The sequence below is a fragment of the Bradyrhizobium sp. USDA 3650 genome (assembly GCF_054057395.1).
On record NZ_JBSRZG010000001.1, the window covers coordinates 3,557,481 to 3,575,250 of the forward strand.

Below are 17,770 nucleotides of genomic sequence, written 5' to 3' on the forward strand. Positions count from 1 at the left end.
TGTGGGCAAGGGCATCGCCTCTCCAACTCACATATCCAAACGTTTCGCATTCTCGCGGAGCGTTGCGCCCCCCACGACCCACCATGCCGTGAACGCAACGCGCGTTCACCGCGACCAATGGCGGTCGCCGCCGAAGTGCAGGGGAATCGGATGCTGAACGCCCAACAATTGATGTGGACCCAGATTGCCGCCGGCATCGCCGTGCTGCTGTTTGGATTGACGCTGTTCAATCTGATCCGCATGCGAGGCCGGATGGTGGCGGCGCGGAGCTGGGACAAGGTGGAGGGCATCATCACGGTCTCCCAGGTCGACCAGCCGGCGACGCATTCCTCGGACGATCGGAACGACGCCAAGCCCATCATCCGCTACCGCTATCAGGCCGGCGGCCAGGAGCTGGAAGGCGACAAGGTCTTTGTTGGCGGCACCGTCATCACCACGAGGGTCCTGGCCGCAAAACTGACCGGACGCTATCCGGTCGGCGCCCATGTCGACGTCCACGTCGATCCGAAGCAACCGACCGAGGCGCTGCTGGAGCCCGCCGCCGCGCAGAACGTCGCAGCACTGGTGGCGTTCACAATGGTGTTCGGCATCATCGCCGCCACGCTGACCGCGCATTCGTTCGCAGGCCACGTGCTCTACGCCGACAAGGGCGTGCCGCTGTTCGCGTTCGCGGTGCCGATCATCGTGCTCGTGGGCGGGGTGTTCCTCGCCGCCGATTATGTCCGGACGCGCCGGCTGGCGAGCGCCAGCCTGCGCTGGCCGACCGCTGCCGGCAGGATCACCCATTGCGACGTGATCGAGGAAATCGTCGAGGAGAAGACCGAGCACGACAATCGACCGACGACGTCAAAGCTCGTCCACCGCTATCAGGTCGACTTGCGCTACGCCTACAGGGTCGGCAAGCGCGACTTCATCGGCACCGAAGTCGATTGGAACGGCACCATGATCTCCGGGCTGCGCGAGGTCGCCGAAGAGGGCGCGGCGAAATACCGGCCCGGGAAGAGCGTTAAGGTCTATTACGATCCGGACCAGCCGGGGCAGGCCGTGCTGGAGCCCGCAAGCCGGAAAGGCGCGCTGGGGCCGCTGATCGGCGCCGCGGTCTGCGCGGTCGTCGGCGGCCTTTTCCTGATGATCCTGATCAAGGTCGGGTTCGCGTAGCGGCGCCTGAGCGAGCGCCTCGTCCTTCGAGACGACCGCTTCGCGGCCTCCTCAGGATGAGGCTCAGCTGCATCCACCTGCGTTGAAAATGCTGCCGCATACGTACCCCCTCATCCTGAGGGCCCGCCGCAGGCGGGCGTCTCGAAGGATGGCCGCAGCCGAGCTTCCAGCCATATGCTTCTTCAACTGCGATTGCCCTGCCGCCCGCGGGAGAGATTGAAAAAGCCTCACCCCTTCGGCGGTGACAGTGGCTGCACGATCTCCTGGAACGGCGCCAGCGCCTCGCACGCGTCGGCATGCGCCGACAGCGCCGGATAGCGCGAGGGCTCGAACAGAAGCGGGTGCGCCTCGCGGGTGAAGCGCACGACGCAGGCCACCGCAATGTCGGCGTGGCCGATGCGCTCGCCCAGCCAGTATGGCGTGGTCACCTTGGCGCGCTCGGCCTCCAGCGCTGCCAGCACGTCCGCGATCTGCGCCTCGCACCGCTCGACCCACAGCGCAAGCTGCTCCTTCCGCAACACGCGCTCGTAGAGCAGGCTCACGGCCTTGTCGCCGAGACCGGAGGCGAGCGCGCAGATGCGCAAATGACGCCGGCGCTCGGCGCCGGAGCGCGGCAGCATCGCCTTCTCCGGCCCTACCAATTCGTCGAGATAATCGAGGATGACCGTACTCTCGATCAGCGCCTCACCGTCGTCGAGCACCAGCGTCGGCACCCTGCGCAGCGGATTATAGGGCGCGATCTTGTCGGCATCGCCGAAGGTCGACCACGGCCGATGCTCGAAGGCGAACCCGTAAAGCCGCAGCGCAATCGCGACGCGGCGGACGAAGGGGGAGTCGTATTGGCCGATCAGGAACATGGTTTTGCGCTCTTCTCTGGCTTTTGGACGAGGCAGGGTCGATCAGTTTCCACGGCAAGGCCGCAGTGGCGCAAGCAAAATCATGGAAGTGGAGCATTGCGCCGGATGCAACGGCACCGCGACAGCGCCTGCCGGATGCGCTATCAAGGACGGCATCATGGCAGCAACAATGGACATCAATCGGGAGCGGATCGCGGCGACCGAGGCCGTCATCCGTCCGCACATACGGCGCACGCCGCTCGTTGAGGCCGATCTCGCCGATTTTGGCCTGCCGGCTTCGCCCGTCATTTTCAAGCTCGAGATGCTGCAGCATTCCGGATCGTTCAAGGCGCGCGGCGCCTTCGCCAACCTGCTGTTGCGGCAGGTGCCGGAGGCCGGGGTCGTCGCCGCATCGGGCGGCAATCATGGTGCGGCGGTGGCTTACGCGGCGCAGCGGCTCGGCGTTCCCGCCACGATCTTCGTGCCCGACATCACCTCGCCGGCCAAGGCCGAGCGGATCAGAGGCTATGGCGCGAAACTCGTGGTCGCGGGCAGCCGCTATGCCGACGCGCTCGCCGCGAGCGAAACCCATGTCGCGCAGACCGGCGCCATGGCGGTGCATGCTTACGACCAGGTCGAGACCTTGCTCGGTCAGGGCAGCGTCGGCATGGAGCTGGAGCAGGATGCAGCGGGCATCGACACGGTGCTGGTTGCAGTCGGCGGCGGCGGCCTGATCGGTGGTATGGCAGCCTGGAGTGCCGGCAGGACGCGCATCGTCGCGGTCGAGCCGGAGCAATCGCCCACGCTTCACGCCGCCTTCGCGGCGGGCGCGCCGGTCGATGCGCCCGCGGGTGGCATTGCTGCCGACAGCCTCGCCCCGCGACGTGTCGGGCAATTGATGTTTCCGATTGCGCGGGCCCATGTCGAGCGCGTCGTCCTGGTTACCGACGATGCGATCAGGCAGGCGCAGTCGGCGTTGTGGTCGAGCCTGCGCCTGGTAGCCGAGCCTGGTGGCGCGGCCGCCTTTGCCGCCTTGCTCTCCGGTCGCTATCGTCCCTCACCCGGCGAGCGGGTCGCGGTGCTGGTTTGTGGTGCCAACACCACGGCAGTCAATTTCAACGGCTAGCGAGCTTCGCATAATCGGGTACCACGGACTCATCGCCGCACGGAGCAGAGCGATTTGACTGCTGACCAGCCTCCCTCACTCACTCTCCTGGGCGCCTACTCCTTCAGCGCTGACAATGCTGCCTATGCCCGTTTCGTCCGGGAATTGATCGACTCACACGATCCCCCCAATTTCAGCGAAGAGGTAAAGTCTCTGCTGCGGAAAGTCGGCAGGGGCGATGAAATAGTGCCTCTGACTGGTGAGGAGCGGCGGAAATTGGAAGACAATCTACGAGGTTACATGGATGACGCTGTAATTCTCGAGGTGTTCGTGGCGAATCCGGACGCGCGGTTCAATCCTCATGATTTTACCCAAATCGATCCGTCCAACCCCGAAGGGCACGCAGAGATGGCGTGGAACGAAACGTTCCTGACCGCAGATGGCGAGACGGTGATCGAGACCGACTACAAGCAAAGACTGCCCGCGGCGAAACAGTATCGCGTGGTGTTCGTCATCCATCGATGGGAGTCCAGCCTCCCGCTGCTCTCTAGCTACGGAGAGCTGCATGCTCCGCCCGTGCAGCCATTGACCGAGCGATTGTGGTGTCTCGCTGCCTATGATCTTCCGGAACCGAGTGTTGGCGTGATCCGGTGATCCCGCCACGCGTAGCCCCAATGCAACGCGACGACAGCGCCACACTCCGTCATTGCGAGCGCAGCGAAGCGATCCAGTATCTTTCCACGGAAACAGACTGGATTGCTTCGTCGCAAGGGCTCCTCGCAATGACGGTGGGGAGGCCGCTGCGCACTATTCGATGATCGGCACATGCTTCGCCGCCGTCCGTGCCGCCGTGCCATCGAGCCGCGGGTCGTCGGCGATCTCGATCTGGCGGCGGAACGGACGGAAGCCCGAGCGCTGATAGAATGCGACGGCGGACGGATGGTCGAAGGTGCAGGTGTGCACCCAGACGCGAGACAGGCCGCGTGACCACGCGAGCTCAAGCGCGCGGTTCATCATAAAACGGGCGGCACCACTGCCGATCAGTTTTGCGGTGACGCCGAAATACACGAGCTCGCATTGGCCGGCCTCGCGAAAGTCCAGCTCCAGCAGACCTTCATCGTGGCCGTCCACGACAAGCGCATAGACCTCGACGCCCGGTGCATGGATGATTGCGGCGAGCTCGGCGTCGTTCATGCGCGCCCGCGAAAACCACAACCACTCCTCCCCGACGCGGCGATGGAGGTCGCGATACCAATGAAGCGCGGGAGTATCGACCTTGCGCAGGGTCCATGCGCCAAGGGGATCGTCACGCAGCGGCGGCCGCGCGGTCATCTCGAGATGCGTGACGACGGCAGCGATCTTGCCGGCGGGGATGTCGGAATAGCCGTCGGGGAGGATCATGGGATGCGTCCCTTTGAAGCTGAACGCCGGCCACACATTCCGGGTCGTCCTGGCGAAAGCCAGGACCCATTACCACAGCTGGTCGCCGTTGCGGCAGGCTAGGGCGACCAGCGGTCCAAGACAACTTAGCTCGGTGGTTATGGGTCCTGGCTTTCGCCAGGACGACGGCGGAGTTTGTGGATACGCCTCATTCACCGCGGCGTCAGCGTGATCGCCTCCGCCGTCGCCGCCTCGACCGCAGCGCGGCTGTAGAGCAGCGGCACATACTGGCCGGTCGCCCAGAGCGGCGCGAGGTCGCGATAATGGCCGCTGAAGGGATCGCCCGACTGGCCCGGTGTGTTGATGGTGCGGCTCGCATCCCAATTGCCGACGTCGAGCACCATGCGGAACGAGGCGCCGGCGAACAGCTGATAATCGGTGCGGCGATAGGTGGCAGCGCGCGGCACATTGGCGGCGCCGCCATAGGCCAGCGGACCGACCGAGAGCTGAGCGGCCGTCGCCTTGTCGGCAAGCGGCATCAGAGCATGGTCGAATTTTGCGACGTGCAGGCGGCCCCAGCGCCAGGTTGAGGAATCGGCCCCGAGCTTGGCTGTCACATCGGCCACCGCGGCGCCAAGGCTGTCGCGCAGGATCTGGTCGCGGGCGGCGGCGGGATCGGAGCCAAACGACGCGTCTGGAGATTCCAGGAAGGCGACAAGCGCCGAAATGCTGGACGCCTCGGGCGCGATCAGGTCGGCGGCCTTGGGCGCCGTGGTCTTCAACAGTACCGGTCCAAGATGATTGGCGATCCAGACCTCGAACAATGCGGCAGCGGCGCTGTCAGCGGCATCACGCGCGTCCCACGGCTTGAGCAGTTCGAGGCCTTTCTTCACGTTGGCATCGTCCGAAGTGAGCGGCTGCAGCAGCTTGACCAGCCGCCGCCCCAGCATCGTGGTGTCGTCGTTCTGCAGATCCATGGCATCGGCCAGCGTCACCTTGCTGTTGGCCTGCAGCACCTCGGTGATGCGCTGCCAGCGCGCACTGTCCGCCCATTCGAAACCGACCTTGCGCTCGCTGACAGGATAATCCGCCGGCAGGTTCATCTGGTTGGCGGTGGCGAGAAAGCCCTGCTTGGGCTGATAGGCCTTGGGCAGTTCGTCGAGCGAGAGAAAACCCTGCCATTCGTAGCGGCCGTCGCCGGGCACCGGCATCAGGCCATCATAGTTGGCGCGCCGCGGCGTCTTGCCGGCGGCAACCCAGCCGATATTGCCCTTGGTGTCCGCATAGACCTGATTCTCGGACGGCGCGCCCCAGCGCCGCATGGCGCCGAGGAAACCGTTCCAATCCTTCGCGGTCATGTAGTCGGAGGAGCCGAAATAGGCCGAGGTGCCGGGCTCGAACCAGATCGAGCGCACGGCGAAGGCACGCTTGTTGGCGTCGTCGACATAGATCACCGGACCATGCCGGGTGAATTTCAGCTCGAGGTCGCGATCGGCTTCGCCTTTCACCTGCTCCTTCTCGTGCACGATGCGCATGTCCTCCCAGCCGCTGCCATAGCGGTACTGGTTGGGGTGCTGCGGATTGAGCTCGTAGACGTAGAGGTCTTCCTGGTCGACGTTGAAGATGGTGAGACCGAAGGCGATGGTGCCGTTGTGGCCGATCGAGATGCCGGGCAGCGCCGGCTCGCCCGCGCCGATCACGGAGAGGCCGGGCGCATTGAGGCCGACGATGTAGCGCAGCGACGGCACGCTGTGCTCGCGATGCGGATCGTTGGCGAGGATCGGCCGTCCCGTCGCGGTCCGCGAGGCCGCGATCACCCAATTGTTGGAGCCGATGGTATCGCGTTGCAGGTCGGCCTCGGTGAGGTACTTGTCCGGATCGTGCGCGAGTGCGGCCTGGCGATCTTTCGGCGCGGCAAAGGCGACCGGGCGCGTCGCCAGATCGTAAGGCGCCAGCACGGCCTTCGGTACGCTGCAGGGATCGAGACCATCCGGCACCTTCGTCGTCCACGCCGGCTCGAGCTTGACGCGAAAGCGATCGGCATCGAGGCCGGCCGCGCAGGCGACCAAGGAGCGCTTGACCTCGGAGGCGACATTGCGCGTCAAGCCGTGGCTGCGGATGCGGACGATGTCATCCGCCGTCCATGGATCCGGCCTGGTGCCGGCGATCCTGAACTCGATCGGCAGCGGGCGCTTGCCCGCGCGCACGTCGGCGACATAGGCGTTGACCCCGGCGACGAATGCCTCCGCGTAGGTCTTTCCCTTGGGGCCGTAAGCCGCCCATTCCGCATTCATATCGCCGCGATAGAGAAAGAGCCGCAGCGCCTTGTCCTGTTCGGCATAGGCCGGGCCGAAATCCTTGGCCAGCAGACCAAGCCCGCGCTTGCGCCAGAGATCGATCTGCCAGAGCCGGTCACGCGCGGCGTTGAAGCCTTGCAGGAAAAACAGGTCATGCTCATTGCCTGCATAGATGTGAGGGATGCCCCAGACATCGACCAGAATCTGCGCGGGAGCGTTGAGACCGGCGACGTCGGTCTTGACCTGACGCGCGCTTCCGAGCGGGTCCGGCTTCTCACGCGCAATGGCGGTCGAGGTGAGCAGCGCGGCGCAGATCGCTGCGCCATAAAGCTTCTGCATGACCCGGTTGAAATCCGTGTTCATTGTTGGTGCTCCCTTTGTTGCTGTTTCTTGTAGCCCGGATGGAGCGCAGCGCAATCCGGGAATCGTGCCATGGAGAACCCCGGATTTCGCTGCGCTCCATCCAGGCTACGAGATCCGCCTAGCCGTCGCCCTCGTCGCTCGCGAGCACGCCCTTCACCGCCCGCGCCCAGCCCGCCAGCTTCCGCTCCCTCGTCGCCTGGCTCATGTTGGGCTTGAAGCGATGCTCGAGGCGCCAGTTGTCGGCGAATTTGGTCGGCTCGGGATAGACGCCGGCCTGGAGGCCCGCGAGATAGGCGGCACCCAGCGCCGTGGTCTCCTGGATCACCGGGCGGTCGACCGGCGCGTCGAGCAGGTCGGCGAGGCGCTGCATGGTCCAGTCGGACGCGGTCATGCCGCCGTCGACGCGGAGCACGACGCTTGCCGTTTCCGAGCTCGGCCAGTCCGCGCGCATTGCGGCCCAAAGGTCAAAAGTCTGGTAGCAGACACTTTCCAGCGCGGCGTGGGCGAGCTCGGCCGGGCCGGTGTTGCGGGTGAGGCCGAACAGCGCGCCGCGGACGCGCGGATTCCAGTATGGCGCGCCCATGCCAACGAAGGCCGGCACCAGATAGACGCTCTGCATGGAGTCGGACTGATCGGCGAGCGGTCCGGTCTCGGCGGCGTGCTTGATGATGCCGAGGCCGTCGCGCAGCCATTGCACCGCCGAGCCCGCGACGAAGATCGAGCCTTCGAGCGCGTAGGTGCGTTTGCCGCCGAGCTGGTAGGCGATGGTGGTGAGCAGCTTGTTCTTCGAGGCCACCGGCGTGGTGCCGGTGTTGAGCAGGGCGAAGCAGCCGGTGCCGTAGGTGGATTTCATCATGCCCGGGCGGAAGCAGGCCTGGCCGATGGTCGCGGCCTGCTGGTCGCCGGCGATGCCGGAGATCGCAATCGCGCCGCCGAACAGGTCCGGCGTGCTCTCGCCGAAACGGGCGGAGGAATCCTTCACCTCGGGCAGCATCGAGCGCGGCACGCCGATGATCTCCAAGAGCTCGTCGTCCCACTCGCCGGTGTGGATGTTGAACAGCAGCGTGCGCGAGGCGTTGGTGGCGTCGGTGGCATGCACCTTGCCGCCGGTGAGGCGCCACAGCAGATAGCAATCGACGGTGCCGAACATCAATTCGCCGCGGGCGGCGCGCGCCCGTGCGCCGGGGACGTGGTCGAGAATCCAGGCGACCTTGGTGCCGGAGAAATAGGGATCGATGATCAGGCCGGTCTTCTGCGAGATCACGGGCTCGCGGCCGTCGGCTTTCAGTCTGGCGCAGATGTCGGCGGTACGGCGGTCCTGCCAGACGATGGCGCGGTGCACGGCCTGCCCGGTGGCGCGGTCCCACACCACGGTGGTCTCGCGCTGGTTGGTGATCCCGATCGCGGCGATGTCCTTTGCGCTGATGCCGGCCTGCGCGATCGCGTCGCGGCAGACCGATACGGTGGAGGTCCAGATGTCCTCGGGCTCGTGCTCGACCCAGCCCGAGGCCGGGAAATGCTGCGGAAACTCGGCCTGCGCCTTCGCCGCAATGGATATGTCGCCGCGAAACACGATCGCGCGCGAGGAGGTGGTGCCCTGGTCGATGGCAAGGACGAAAGACATGGAAGCAAACCTTGGGGTTTCTTTGGCGTTGTCCCGGCGTTGTCCGGTGTGGGGAGATTGTGTCGCGCCAAAGGGAGCGGATTAGGGCGGGAAGGTCAAGACGGGCTCAGCTGTCGTCCCGGCGAAGGCCGGGACCCATACCGCGTGATTCATCGATTGCGCACGATGCCGATCCAGCATGACCAGTCTTCGCCAAACCACTCCCTGTGGTTTTGGGTCCCGGCCCCCCGTGCGCAATTGCGCACTAGGCCGGGACGACGAGCTGAGAGACCTACGCCGCCGCCGTGGTCACGCCGCCATCGATGACGATGGTCTGTCCGGTCATGAAGCTCGACGCGTCGGAGGCGAGGTAGGCGACTGCGCCGGCGATTTCGTCGGGTTCGCCGATGCGGCGAAGAGGCGTGGTGGCGGTGCGGCGTTTTAGATTTGCTTCGTCTTCCCACAGCGCGCGGGCGAAATCGGTTTTCACGAGGCCGGGCGCGATGCAGTTGACGCGGACGCCTTTCGGGCCCCATTCGCCGGCGAGCGAACGACACAGCGCGAAGTCGGCGGCCTTGGAGATGCCGTAGGCGCCGATCACGGTCGAGCCGCGCAAGCCCCCGATCGAGGAGATGATGACGACGGAGCCGTTGCCGCGCTCGGCCATCTGCGGGATCGCCAGCGCCGAAAGCCAGATGTTGCTCTTGACGTTGCTGCCCATGATCTTGTCGAAGGCCTCGTCGGTGATGTCGAGCAGCGGGCCGTAATACGGGTTGACGGCGGCGTTGCAGACGAGGATGTCGATCTTGCCGTAGTGCTTGGTCGCACCCGCGATCAGCGCCTCGACCTCTTGCTTGCGCGCGATGTTGCAGGGGATGACGGTGGCGTCACCGCCAGCCGCCTTGATGCCGTCGGCGACTGCCTTGCAGGCATCGGCCTTGCGCGAGGAGACCACCACTTTGGCGCCGAGCTTTGCAAGCAGCTCGGCGGAGGAGCGACCGATGCCGCGGCTGGAGCCGGTGACCACGGCAACCTTGCCGGTGAGATCGAACGGGGTGTTTTTCATTGTTGTTGCTCCGTTGAGGCCACTTGTTCGGTCGTCATCGCCCGGCTCGACCGGGCGATCCAGTATTCCAGAGACGGCACGGCTAGAACCGAGAAGCCTCAGCGTACTGGATCCCCCGCCTGCGCGGGGGATGACAGCGACCTTGCGGCTTAGATCAACCCGCCGCCGTCCGCGACGCGGCGCTGGTGGTAGTCGGTGTCGCCGAACGAGTTCTCGATCATGGTCAGGCGCTTGAAGTAGTGGCCGATCTTCGCCTCCATGGTCATGCCGATGCCGCCGTGGAGCTGGATCGCCTGCTGTCCGACGAACTTCAGCGACTTGCCGATCTGCACCTTGGCCGCGGCAACGGCGTTGCTGCGCTCCTTGGCGTCCTCGAAATCAGCAGCCATGGTCGCGAACATCGACATCGATCGCGCCTGCTCGGCGGCGACGAACATGTCGGAGGCGCGGTGCTGGAGGCTCTGGAACGAGCCGATCGCGACACCGAACTGCTTGCGCGTCTTGATGTACTCGACGGTGGTCTTGAGCGACTCGTCCATCAGGCCGACCGCTTCGGCGCAGAGCGCGATGCGGGCTTCGTCGACCACACGCTCGATCAGCGCGAGCGAATCGTCGGGATTGCCGAGCACTGCATCGGCGCCGATTTCGACGCCGGTGAAGGTGATGTCGGCGGCGTGCAGGCCGTCCTGGGTCGGGTACGATTTCTTGGCGACGCCCTTGGCATCGGCCGGAACCAGGAACACGCCGATGCCGCTCTTGTCGCGGCGCTCGCCCTTGGTGCGCGCAGTCACGATCAGGGTATCCGCGTTCTCGCCGTTGAGCACGACGAATTTCTCGCCGTCGATGACCCAACCCTCGCCCTTCTTCTTCGCCGTCGTGGTGACGTCGAAGAGATCGTAGCGCGAGTTCTTCTCGAGCTGGGCAAACGCAAGCGTCTTGCTGCCGTCGACGATGCCGGGCACATGCGCGGCCTTCTGCGCATCGCTGCCCGCATGGCGCAGGAAGCCGCCGCCGATCACGACGGTCGCGAGATAAGGCTCGAGCACCAGTGCCTTGCCGAGCGCCTCCATCACGATCATGGTCTCGACGCCGCCGCCGCCGAAGCCGCCATCGGCCTCCGCGAAGGGCAGACCGAGCAGGCCCTGCTCAGCGAGCTTGCCCCAGACGGTCCGGCTCCAGCCGCCCTTCTCCTTCATGTACTTCTTGCGGCTCTCGAAATCGTAGGAATCGGTCAAGAGGCCGTCGATGCTTTCCTTGAGAAGGCGTTGCTCCTCGTTCAGATCAAAATCCATTTCTGTTTCCTCAAGTCACTGGTGTCAGCATTGCGTGGGGCTCTTCTTCACCTCGCCCCGCTTGCGGGGAGAGGTCGACACGCGAAGCGTGTCGGGTGAGGGGGTACCGCTCTCTCGACAGTCCCTGCTCGGAGAGAGGCCCCTCACCCCTCCCTCTCCCCGTAAGAACGGGGAGAGGGGGAAAGAAGAGAGCATCACAGCCCCAGCACCGCCTTGGCGATGATGTTGCGCTGGATCTCGTTGGAGCCGCCGTAGATCGAGACCTTGCGGTTGTTGAAGTAGCTCGGCGCGATCTGGGCGGTCCAGTCCATGGCTTCGTTCGAGCCGTCATCGCCGTGCACGTCGTAGGGTGCTGCGAACGGGCCGATCACTTCCATCAGCAACTCGGTGGTGGTCTGCTGGATCTCGGAGCCCTTGATCTTCAGCACGGAGGAAGCCGGATTGGGCTTGCCCTTGCCGTGCTTGCCTTCGTCGGCGACGACGCGGAGCTGCGTCAGTTCGAGCGCCTTGAGCTCGATCTCGCAGGCCGCGAGCTTGTCGCGGAAGGCCGCGTCCTGGATGATCGGCTTGCCGCCGGATTCAACCTTGCCGGCGAGATCGCGGATGCGGCGGAGCCGCTCCTTGGAGACGCCGACGCGCGCGATGCCGGTGCGCTCATTGCCGAGCAGGAATTTCGCGTAATCCCAGCCCTTGTTCTCCTCGCCGATCAGGTTCTCGATGGGCACTTCGACGTCGTCGAAGAAGACCTCGTTGACCCTCGACGCCGCCGTCGATGGTCTGGATCGGGCGCACCGTGACTCCCTTGGACTTCATCGAGAACACGATGAAGGAGATGCCCATCTGCTTCTTGGCGGAGGGATCGGTGCGACAGAGGCAGAAGATCATGTCGGCGTGCTGGGCGAGCGTGGTCCAGGTCTTCTGGCCGTTGATGATCCACTTGTCGCCCTTGCGCTCGGCCTTGGTCTTGAGCGAGGCGAGGTCGGAGCCGGAGCCGGGCTCGGAGAAACCCTGGCACCACCAATCGTCGACATTGGCGATGCGGGGCAGATACTGCTTCTTCTGCTCTTCATTGCCGAAGGTGTAGATGACAGGACCGACCATGCTGACGCCGAAGGCGAGCGGCTGCGGCGCCGGATAGGACTGCAGCTCCTCGTTGAAAATGTAGTGCTGCACGGAGGTCCACCCCGTGCCGCCATATTGCTTCGGCCAGTGGCTGACGCCCCAGCCCTTCTTGTTGAGGATGCGCCACCACGTCACCATCTCGTCCTTCGAGAGGTGGCGGCCCTCGACCAGCTTGCGCCGCGTATCCGGCGGCACGTTGTCGCGGAAGAATGACCGCACTTCCTCGCGAAACGCCTGCTCTTCCTTCGTGAATGCGAGATCCATCGGATCCTCCTACCCTTGTCGTCCCGGCGAAGGCCGGGACCCATAACCACAACTCTTTGTTGTCTTGCACAGGCCATTATTGTCTGTGCCCCAAACGCCTGCTGCGGCGTATGGGTCCCGGCTTTCGCCGGGACGACGGTTACTGCAACACCTCAAAAAGCCCTGCGGCGCCCATGCCGCCGCCGACGCACATGGTGACGACCGCATACTTCGCCTTGCGACGGCGGCCTTCGATCAGAGCGTGGCCGGTGAGACGCGCGCCCGACATGCCGTAGGGATGGCCCACCGCGATCGCGCCGCCGTCGACGTTGATCTTGTCGGGGTCGATGCCGAGCTTGTCGCGGCAATACAGCACCTGCACCGCGAAGGCTTCGTTGAGCTCCCACAGGCCGATGTCGTCGACGGTCAGGCCATGACGCTTGAGCAGGCGCGGCACCGCGAACACGGGGCCGATGCCCATCTCGTCCGGCTCGCAGCCGGCGGAGACGAAGCCGCGGAAGATGCCGAGCGGGTTCAGCCCGCGCTTCGCCGCTTCCTTGTCGCTCATGATCACGCTCGCGCTGGCGCCGTCCGAAAGCTGGCTGGCATTGCCGGCGGTGACCGAAAAGCCTTCACCGCGCACGGCCTTGAGGCCGGCGAGGCCTTCTGCGGTGGTCTCGGGGCGCGGGCCCTCGTCCTGCGACAGCGTGACGTCCTTGAACGAGACTGCACCGGTCGCCTTGTCGGTCACCGCCATTTTGGTGGTGATCGGCGCGAGCTCGTCCTTGAATTTGCCGCCCTGCTGGGCCGCGGCGGTGCGGCGCTGGCTCTCCAGCGAATATTCGTCCTGCTTCTCGCGCGAGATGCCGTAGCGCTTGGCGACGATTTCGGCGGTGTCGATCATGGGCATGTAGACCTCGCCCTTGATCTCGAGCAGCGCCGGGTCCTGCGCATGGAAGCCGTTCATCTTGTCATTCTGCACCAGCGAGATGGACTCGCCGCCGCCGCCGACCGCGATCTCCACACCATCAAAAATCACCGAACGTGCGGCGAGCGCGATCGCCTGCAGGCCCGAGGCGCATTGCCGGTCGATGGTGGTGCCGGCGACGGTGACGGGGAGACCGGCACGGAGCAGCGCCTTGCGCGCGATGTTGCCGCCGGTCGCGCCCTGCTGGAGCGCCGCCCCCATCACGACGTCCTCGACCTCCTTGGGATCGATCTTGGCGCGCGCGACGGCTTCGCCGATGGCGTGGCCGAGCAGGGTTGCGCCCTCGGTGGCGTTGAGCGCGCCGCGATAGGCCTTGCCGATCGGGGTACGGGCGGTGGAAACGATGACGGCGTCGGTCAAGAGCGATCTCCTGATGCAAGTCGGGTGGCAAGTTGGGCGGATTGTGATGGTTTCTGCTGCTGGCGCAACTCATGGCGCGACAGCTTTCCGACCGGCGTGCGCGGCAGATCGTCGACGAATTCGACCTCCGCCGGCATTTCGTGCTTGCCGAGCTTGCCGGCGAGCTGCGCGCGCAGTTCGTCGAGCGAGAACGGCTTTGCGCCGGGCCTGAGCTTGATGAAGGCTTTTGCGGCCTCGCCGCGATACGAGTCGGGAATGCCGAGCACGATCACCTCGTGCACGCCTGGTATGGTATAGATCGCCTGCTCGATCATTTGCGGATAAACGTTGAAGCCGCCGGAGATGATCATGTCCTTCTTGCGGTCGACCAGGAAGAAATAACCGTCGCTATCGACATAGCCGATGTCGCCCGTGACGAAGCGGCCGTCGACGAAGGCCTCGGCGGATCCCTCGGGCTTGTTCCAATAGCCCCTGATGACGTTCGGGCCCTTGATGCGGATCTCGCCGACTTCGCCCGGCGGCAATACGCGCGTCGGATCGTCCAGCGCGACGACGTCGAGCTCGATGCCGGGCAGCATCAGGCCGATCGAGCCCGGCTTGTCGGGACCAACCGGCGGGTGGCCGGTGCCCGGCGAGCAGGTCTCGGTCATGCCCCAGCCGCTCTTGAGCTTCTTGCCGACCTTGCGCTCGAAGAAACTCGCGATCTCCACCGGCAGCGGCGCGCCGCCGGAGCCAATGGTGCTGAGCGAGGAGAAGTCGCGCTTCTCGAGATCCGGGAGCGCTGCAATCGCGATCCACATCGTCGGCACGCCCGGGAAATAGGTTGCGCGCTTGACCTCGATGTCGCGCATCACGGCTTCGACATCGAAGCGCTGATGCAGCGAGATCAGATAGCCGCGGCGGAGCGAGCACAGCAGCACGAGGCTCAGCGCATAGATATGGAACAGCGGCAGCACGCCGATCACGCGCTCGACCACGTCGCCACGCGCAGCTCGGGACGGCTTGCCCCAGATGTCGAAGATCGACACCGCCGAGGTGAGGTTGCCGTGCGTCAGCATGGCGCCTTTGGGCAGGCCGGTGGTGCCGCCGGTATATTGCAGCAGCGCGACGTCGTCGGTCGTCACGGATGGCCACTGCGCCGGCGCAGTCGCGCCCTCGACGAAGGCCCTGAAGGTGACGATGCGGGGATCATCGGGGATCGGTGCCTGCGGCGTGCCGACCTTGCCCCAACTGTCCTCCTCGCAGACGACCAGGCGGTCGATCAGGCCCTTTTCCAGGAATTTCAGCGCGGTCGGCAGCAGCGCCGCGAGGTTGGTGGTGACGAGCAGGCGCGAACCGGAATCGGAGACCTTGTGCGTCAGCGCGATCTCGCCGTCGAGTGGTGAGAGATGCGCGACGCGGGCGCCGGCCTTCAGCGCGCCGAAAAAATTGACGGGATGGTCCGGCGTATTGCCGAGGAACAGCGCGACCGAACTGTTCTTGCCGTAGCCGGCGCGCAGGAAGGCGGCGGCTGCGCGCTCGGCCATCGCGGCGAGCTCGGTGTAGCTGATCGGACGATCCCGGAATTCCAGCGCGGTGCGCGGTCCGTACTCGGCCGCGGCTTTTGCCAGCAGGTCGGGGAGCGTGCCCTGGACGATGGTGTCGTCCCAGCGCACGCCCTCGGGATAAAACTGTTCGCCGGGATGGGTCATAGCTTCCTTAAACCACAGACAGTCATTCCGGGGCGATGCGAAGCATCGAACCCGGAAACTCGAGATTCCGGGTTCGCCCTGGGGCGCCCCGGAATGACTGAGAATTGAAGCGCAAGGCTCCATCAAGCCGCCTTTGATGTCGCGGCCAATGACGCAAACGTCTTGCCTTCGGCCGCGAGCTTCTTCAGCAGCGGCGCGGGCTCGAGGCTGGGGTCGTTGGTCTCCTTGGCGTAGAAAGAGAGACGATCGGCGATGTGCTTGAGCCCGACGGTGTCGGCCCAGAACATCGGGCCGCCGCGGTAGATCGGCCAGCCATAGCCATAGAGCCAGACCACGTCGATATCGGAGGGACGCGCGGCGATGCCTTCTTCCAGGATCTTCGCGCCCTCGTTGATCATCGGATACATCATGCGCTCGAGGATCTCGTCGTCGCTGACGACGCGCTTCTTGCGGCCCAAACGAAGCAGCGTCTCATCGATCAGCTTCTCGACTTCGGGATCCGGCAGCGCCGAACGGGAGCCGGCTTCGTACTTGTAATAGCCCTTGCCGGTCTTCTGGCCGAAGCGGCCGGCTTCGCAGAGCGCGTCCGCGATCTCCGACTTGATGCCGCGGTCCTTGCGCGAGCGCCAGCCGATGTCGAGGCCGGCGAGGTCACCCATCGCGAACGGCCCCATCGGCATGCCGAACTTCGTCACGACGGCGTCGACCTGCTGCGGAAGCGCGCCTTCGAACAGCAGCTTCTCCGACTGCTTGCCGCGCTGCGCCAGCATGCGGTTGCCGACAAAGCCGTCGCAGACGCCGACTACGGCCGGCACCTTTGCGATTTTGCGCGCGATCGAGACCGCGGTCACAAGGGCATCCGGTGCGGTCTTGTCGGCGCGCACGATCTCGCACAATTTCATCACGTTCGCGGGCGAGAAGAAGTGCATGCCAAGCACGTCCTGCGGACGCTTGGTCGACTTCGCGATCTCGTCGATGTTCAGGTACGAGGTGTTGGAGGCGAGCACGGCGCCCGGCTTGACGTATTGGTCGAGCTTGCCGAACACTTCCTTCTTCACCGCCATGGTCTCGAACACGGCTTCGATGACGAGGTCGGCGTCGCCGACGTTCTCGATGCCGACAACGCCGTTGATCAGCGCCATGCGCTTGGCGGGCGCATCCGCCGGGATGCCGCCGCGCGCCGCGGTCGCTTCCCAGTTCTTCTGCATGATGCCCATGCCGCGCTTGAGCTGCTCCTCGCCGGTCTCGATCAGGGTGACGGGAACGCCGGCATTGGCAAAGGACATCGCGATGCCGCCGCCCATCGTGCCGGCGCCGAGGATGGCGACGCGGTTCACGGGCCGCGGCTTGGTCCCTTCAGGAACGCCGGCGATCTTGCTGGCCTCGCGCTCGGCGAAGAAGGCATAACGCTGCGCCTTGGACTGATCGCTGGCGACGAGCTTCAGGAAGCCCTCGCGCTCCTTCTTGAGGCCATCGTCGAACGGCAGGTCGATGGCGTAGCCGACGGCGTCGGCCGCCGCGAACGGCGCTTCCAGGCCGCGCGCCTTCTTGGTCATGGCGGCGACCGCGTTGGTGAAGATCGAGCGATCGGCCTTGGCCGCCGCGATCTTGGAGTCGTCGTCACGCAGGCGGCGCAGCGGACGCTTTTCAGCCAGCAACTTTCGTACGAAGGCTTCTCCTCCGGCGGCCGGGCCCTCGACGATCTCCTCGATCAGGCCGTTCTTCAGCGCTTCCGCCGCACCGATCGGATCACCGCCGACGATCATCTTGACCGCGAGCTCCGGTCCGACCGCGCGCGGCAGGCGCTGGGTGCCGCCAGCGCCCGGCAGCAGGCCGAGCTTCACCTCGGGCAGGCCGAGCTTGGCTTCCTTCACCGCGACGCGGAAATGACAGGCGAGCGCGACCTCGAGGCCGCCGCCGAGCGCGGTGCCGTGGATCGCGGCCACGACCGGCTTTGGTGAATTCTCGATCTCGGAAAGCACGTCGTTAAGGGCGGGCGCCTTCGGCGGCTTGCCGAATTCAGTGATGTCGGCGCCTGCGATGAAGGTGCGACCGGCACAGGTCAGCACGATGCCCTTGATGGCGGGATCGGCGATTGCGGCCTTGATGCATTCCAGAATTCCGCCGCGAACCGCGGCGCTCAGCGCGTTGACCGGAGGGCTGTCGACCGTGACGATCCCGACTTCGTCATGACGCTCAAGCTTGACCACTTCGCTCACGGTGTCCCTCCTTGGTGGGGTAACTTTTGTTCAATTTCGCACTGCGG

General features: G+C 65.3%; 12 protein-coding genes and 1 pseudogene. 3 read left to right on the forward strand and 10 right to left on the reverse strand.

Annotated elements, in window-relative coordinates:
• Positions 1-150 precede the first annotated feature (150 nt).
• Entirely contained in the window at positions 151-1,158 is a 1,008-nt protein-coding gene (locus ACVIN2_RS16525; RefSeq protein ID WP_456766343.1) for a DUF3592 domain-containing protein, read from the forward strand.
• Between the two features lie 227 nt (positions 1,159-1,385).
• Here ACVIN2_RS16525 and ACVIN2_RS16530 read toward each other — a convergent pair whose 3' ends face one another.
• The gene (locus tag ACVIN2_RS16530) at positions 1,386-2,015 is read right to left on the reverse strand and encodes a glutathione S-transferase family protein (RefSeq protein ID WP_456766344.1); all 630 of its coding nucleotides are present in this window, start codon (positions 2,013-2,015) and stop codon (positions 1,386-1,388) included.
• 157 nt (positions 2,016-2,172) lie between these two features.
• Between ACVIN2_RS16530 and ACVIN2_RS16535 the strand changes: the two genes are divergently transcribed.
• Complete coding sequence (locus ACVIN2_RS16535) at positions 2,173-3,120, forward strand: threonine/serine dehydratase (protein WP_456766345.1); 948 nt, start codon at positions 2,173-2,175, stop codon at positions 3,118-3,120.
• A gap of 54 nt (positions 3,121-3,174) precedes the next feature.
• Complete coding sequence (locus ACVIN2_RS16540; protein WP_456766346.1) at positions 3,175-3,753, forward strand: hypothetical protein; 579 nt, start codon at positions 3,175-3,177, stop codon at positions 3,751-3,753.
• A 153-nt stretch (positions 3,754-3,906) separates the two neighbouring features.
• Here ACVIN2_RS16540 and ACVIN2_RS16545 read toward each other — a convergent pair whose 3' ends face one another.
• The 9 genes and pseudogenes from ACVIN2_RS16545 to ACVIN2_RS16585 form a co-directional block, all read right to left on the reverse strand.
• Positions 3,907-4,500, reverse strand: coding sequence for a GNAT family N-acetyltransferase (locus tag ACVIN2_RS16545; protein ID WP_456766347.1), 594 nt, complete (start codon positions 4,498-4,500; stop codon positions 3,907-3,909).
• A gap of 191 nt (positions 4,501-4,691) precedes the next feature.
• The gene (locus tag ACVIN2_RS16550; protein WP_456766348.1) at positions 4,692-7,139 is read right to left on the reverse strand and encodes a penicillin acylase family protein; all 2,448 of its coding nucleotides are present in this window, start codon (positions 7,137-7,139) and stop codon (positions 4,692-4,694) included.
• Between the two features lie 118 nt (positions 7,140-7,257).
• Positions 7,258-8,763, reverse strand: coding sequence for a glycerol kinase GlpK (gene glpK / locus ACVIN2_RS16555; protein WP_456766349.1), 1,506 nt, complete (start codon positions 8,761-8,763; stop codon positions 7,258-7,260).
• 271 nt (positions 8,764-9,034) lie between these two features.
• Entirely contained in the window at positions 9,035-9,808 is a 774-nt protein-coding gene (locus ACVIN2_RS16560) for an SDR family NAD(P)-dependent oxidoreductase (RefSeq protein WP_456766350.1), read from the reverse strand.
• Between the two features lie 149 nt (positions 9,809-9,957).
• Entirely contained in the window at positions 9,958-11,100 is a 1,143-nt protein-coding gene (pimD, locus tag ACVIN2_RS16565) for a pimeloyl-CoA dehydrogenase small subunit (protein WP_456766351.1), read from the reverse strand.
• A 194-nt stretch (positions 11,101-11,294) separates the two neighbouring features.
• A pseudogene (gene pimC / locus ACVIN2_RS16570) lies at positions 11,295-12,486 on the reverse strand (pimeloyl-CoA dehydrogenase large subunit).
• Between the two features lie 139 nt (positions 12,487-12,625).
• Positions 12,626-13,813 carry an acetyl-CoA C-acyltransferase gene (locus tag ACVIN2_RS16575; RefSeq protein ID WP_354209515.1) on the reverse strand — a complete coding sequence of 396 codons (1,188 nt, stop codon included), beginning with the start codon at positions 13,811-13,813 and terminating at the stop codon, positions 12,626-12,628.
• Positions 13,810-15,504, reverse strand: coding sequence for a dicarboxylate--CoA ligase PimA (gene pimA / locus ACVIN2_RS16580; protein ID WP_456766352.1), 1,695 nt, complete (start codon positions 15,502-15,504; stop codon positions 13,810-13,812). Before pimA ends, ACVIN2_RS16575 begins: the two co-directional genes overlap by 4 nt.
• Before the next feature lie 122 nt (positions 15,505-15,626).
• A complete protein-coding gene (locus tag ACVIN2_RS16585) occupies positions 15,627-17,723 on the reverse strand; it encodes a 3-hydroxyacyl-CoA dehydrogenase NAD-binding domain-containing protein (protein WP_456766353.1) in 2,097 nt (698 codons plus the stop codon).
• Positions 17,724-17,770: the final 47 nt, after the last annotated feature.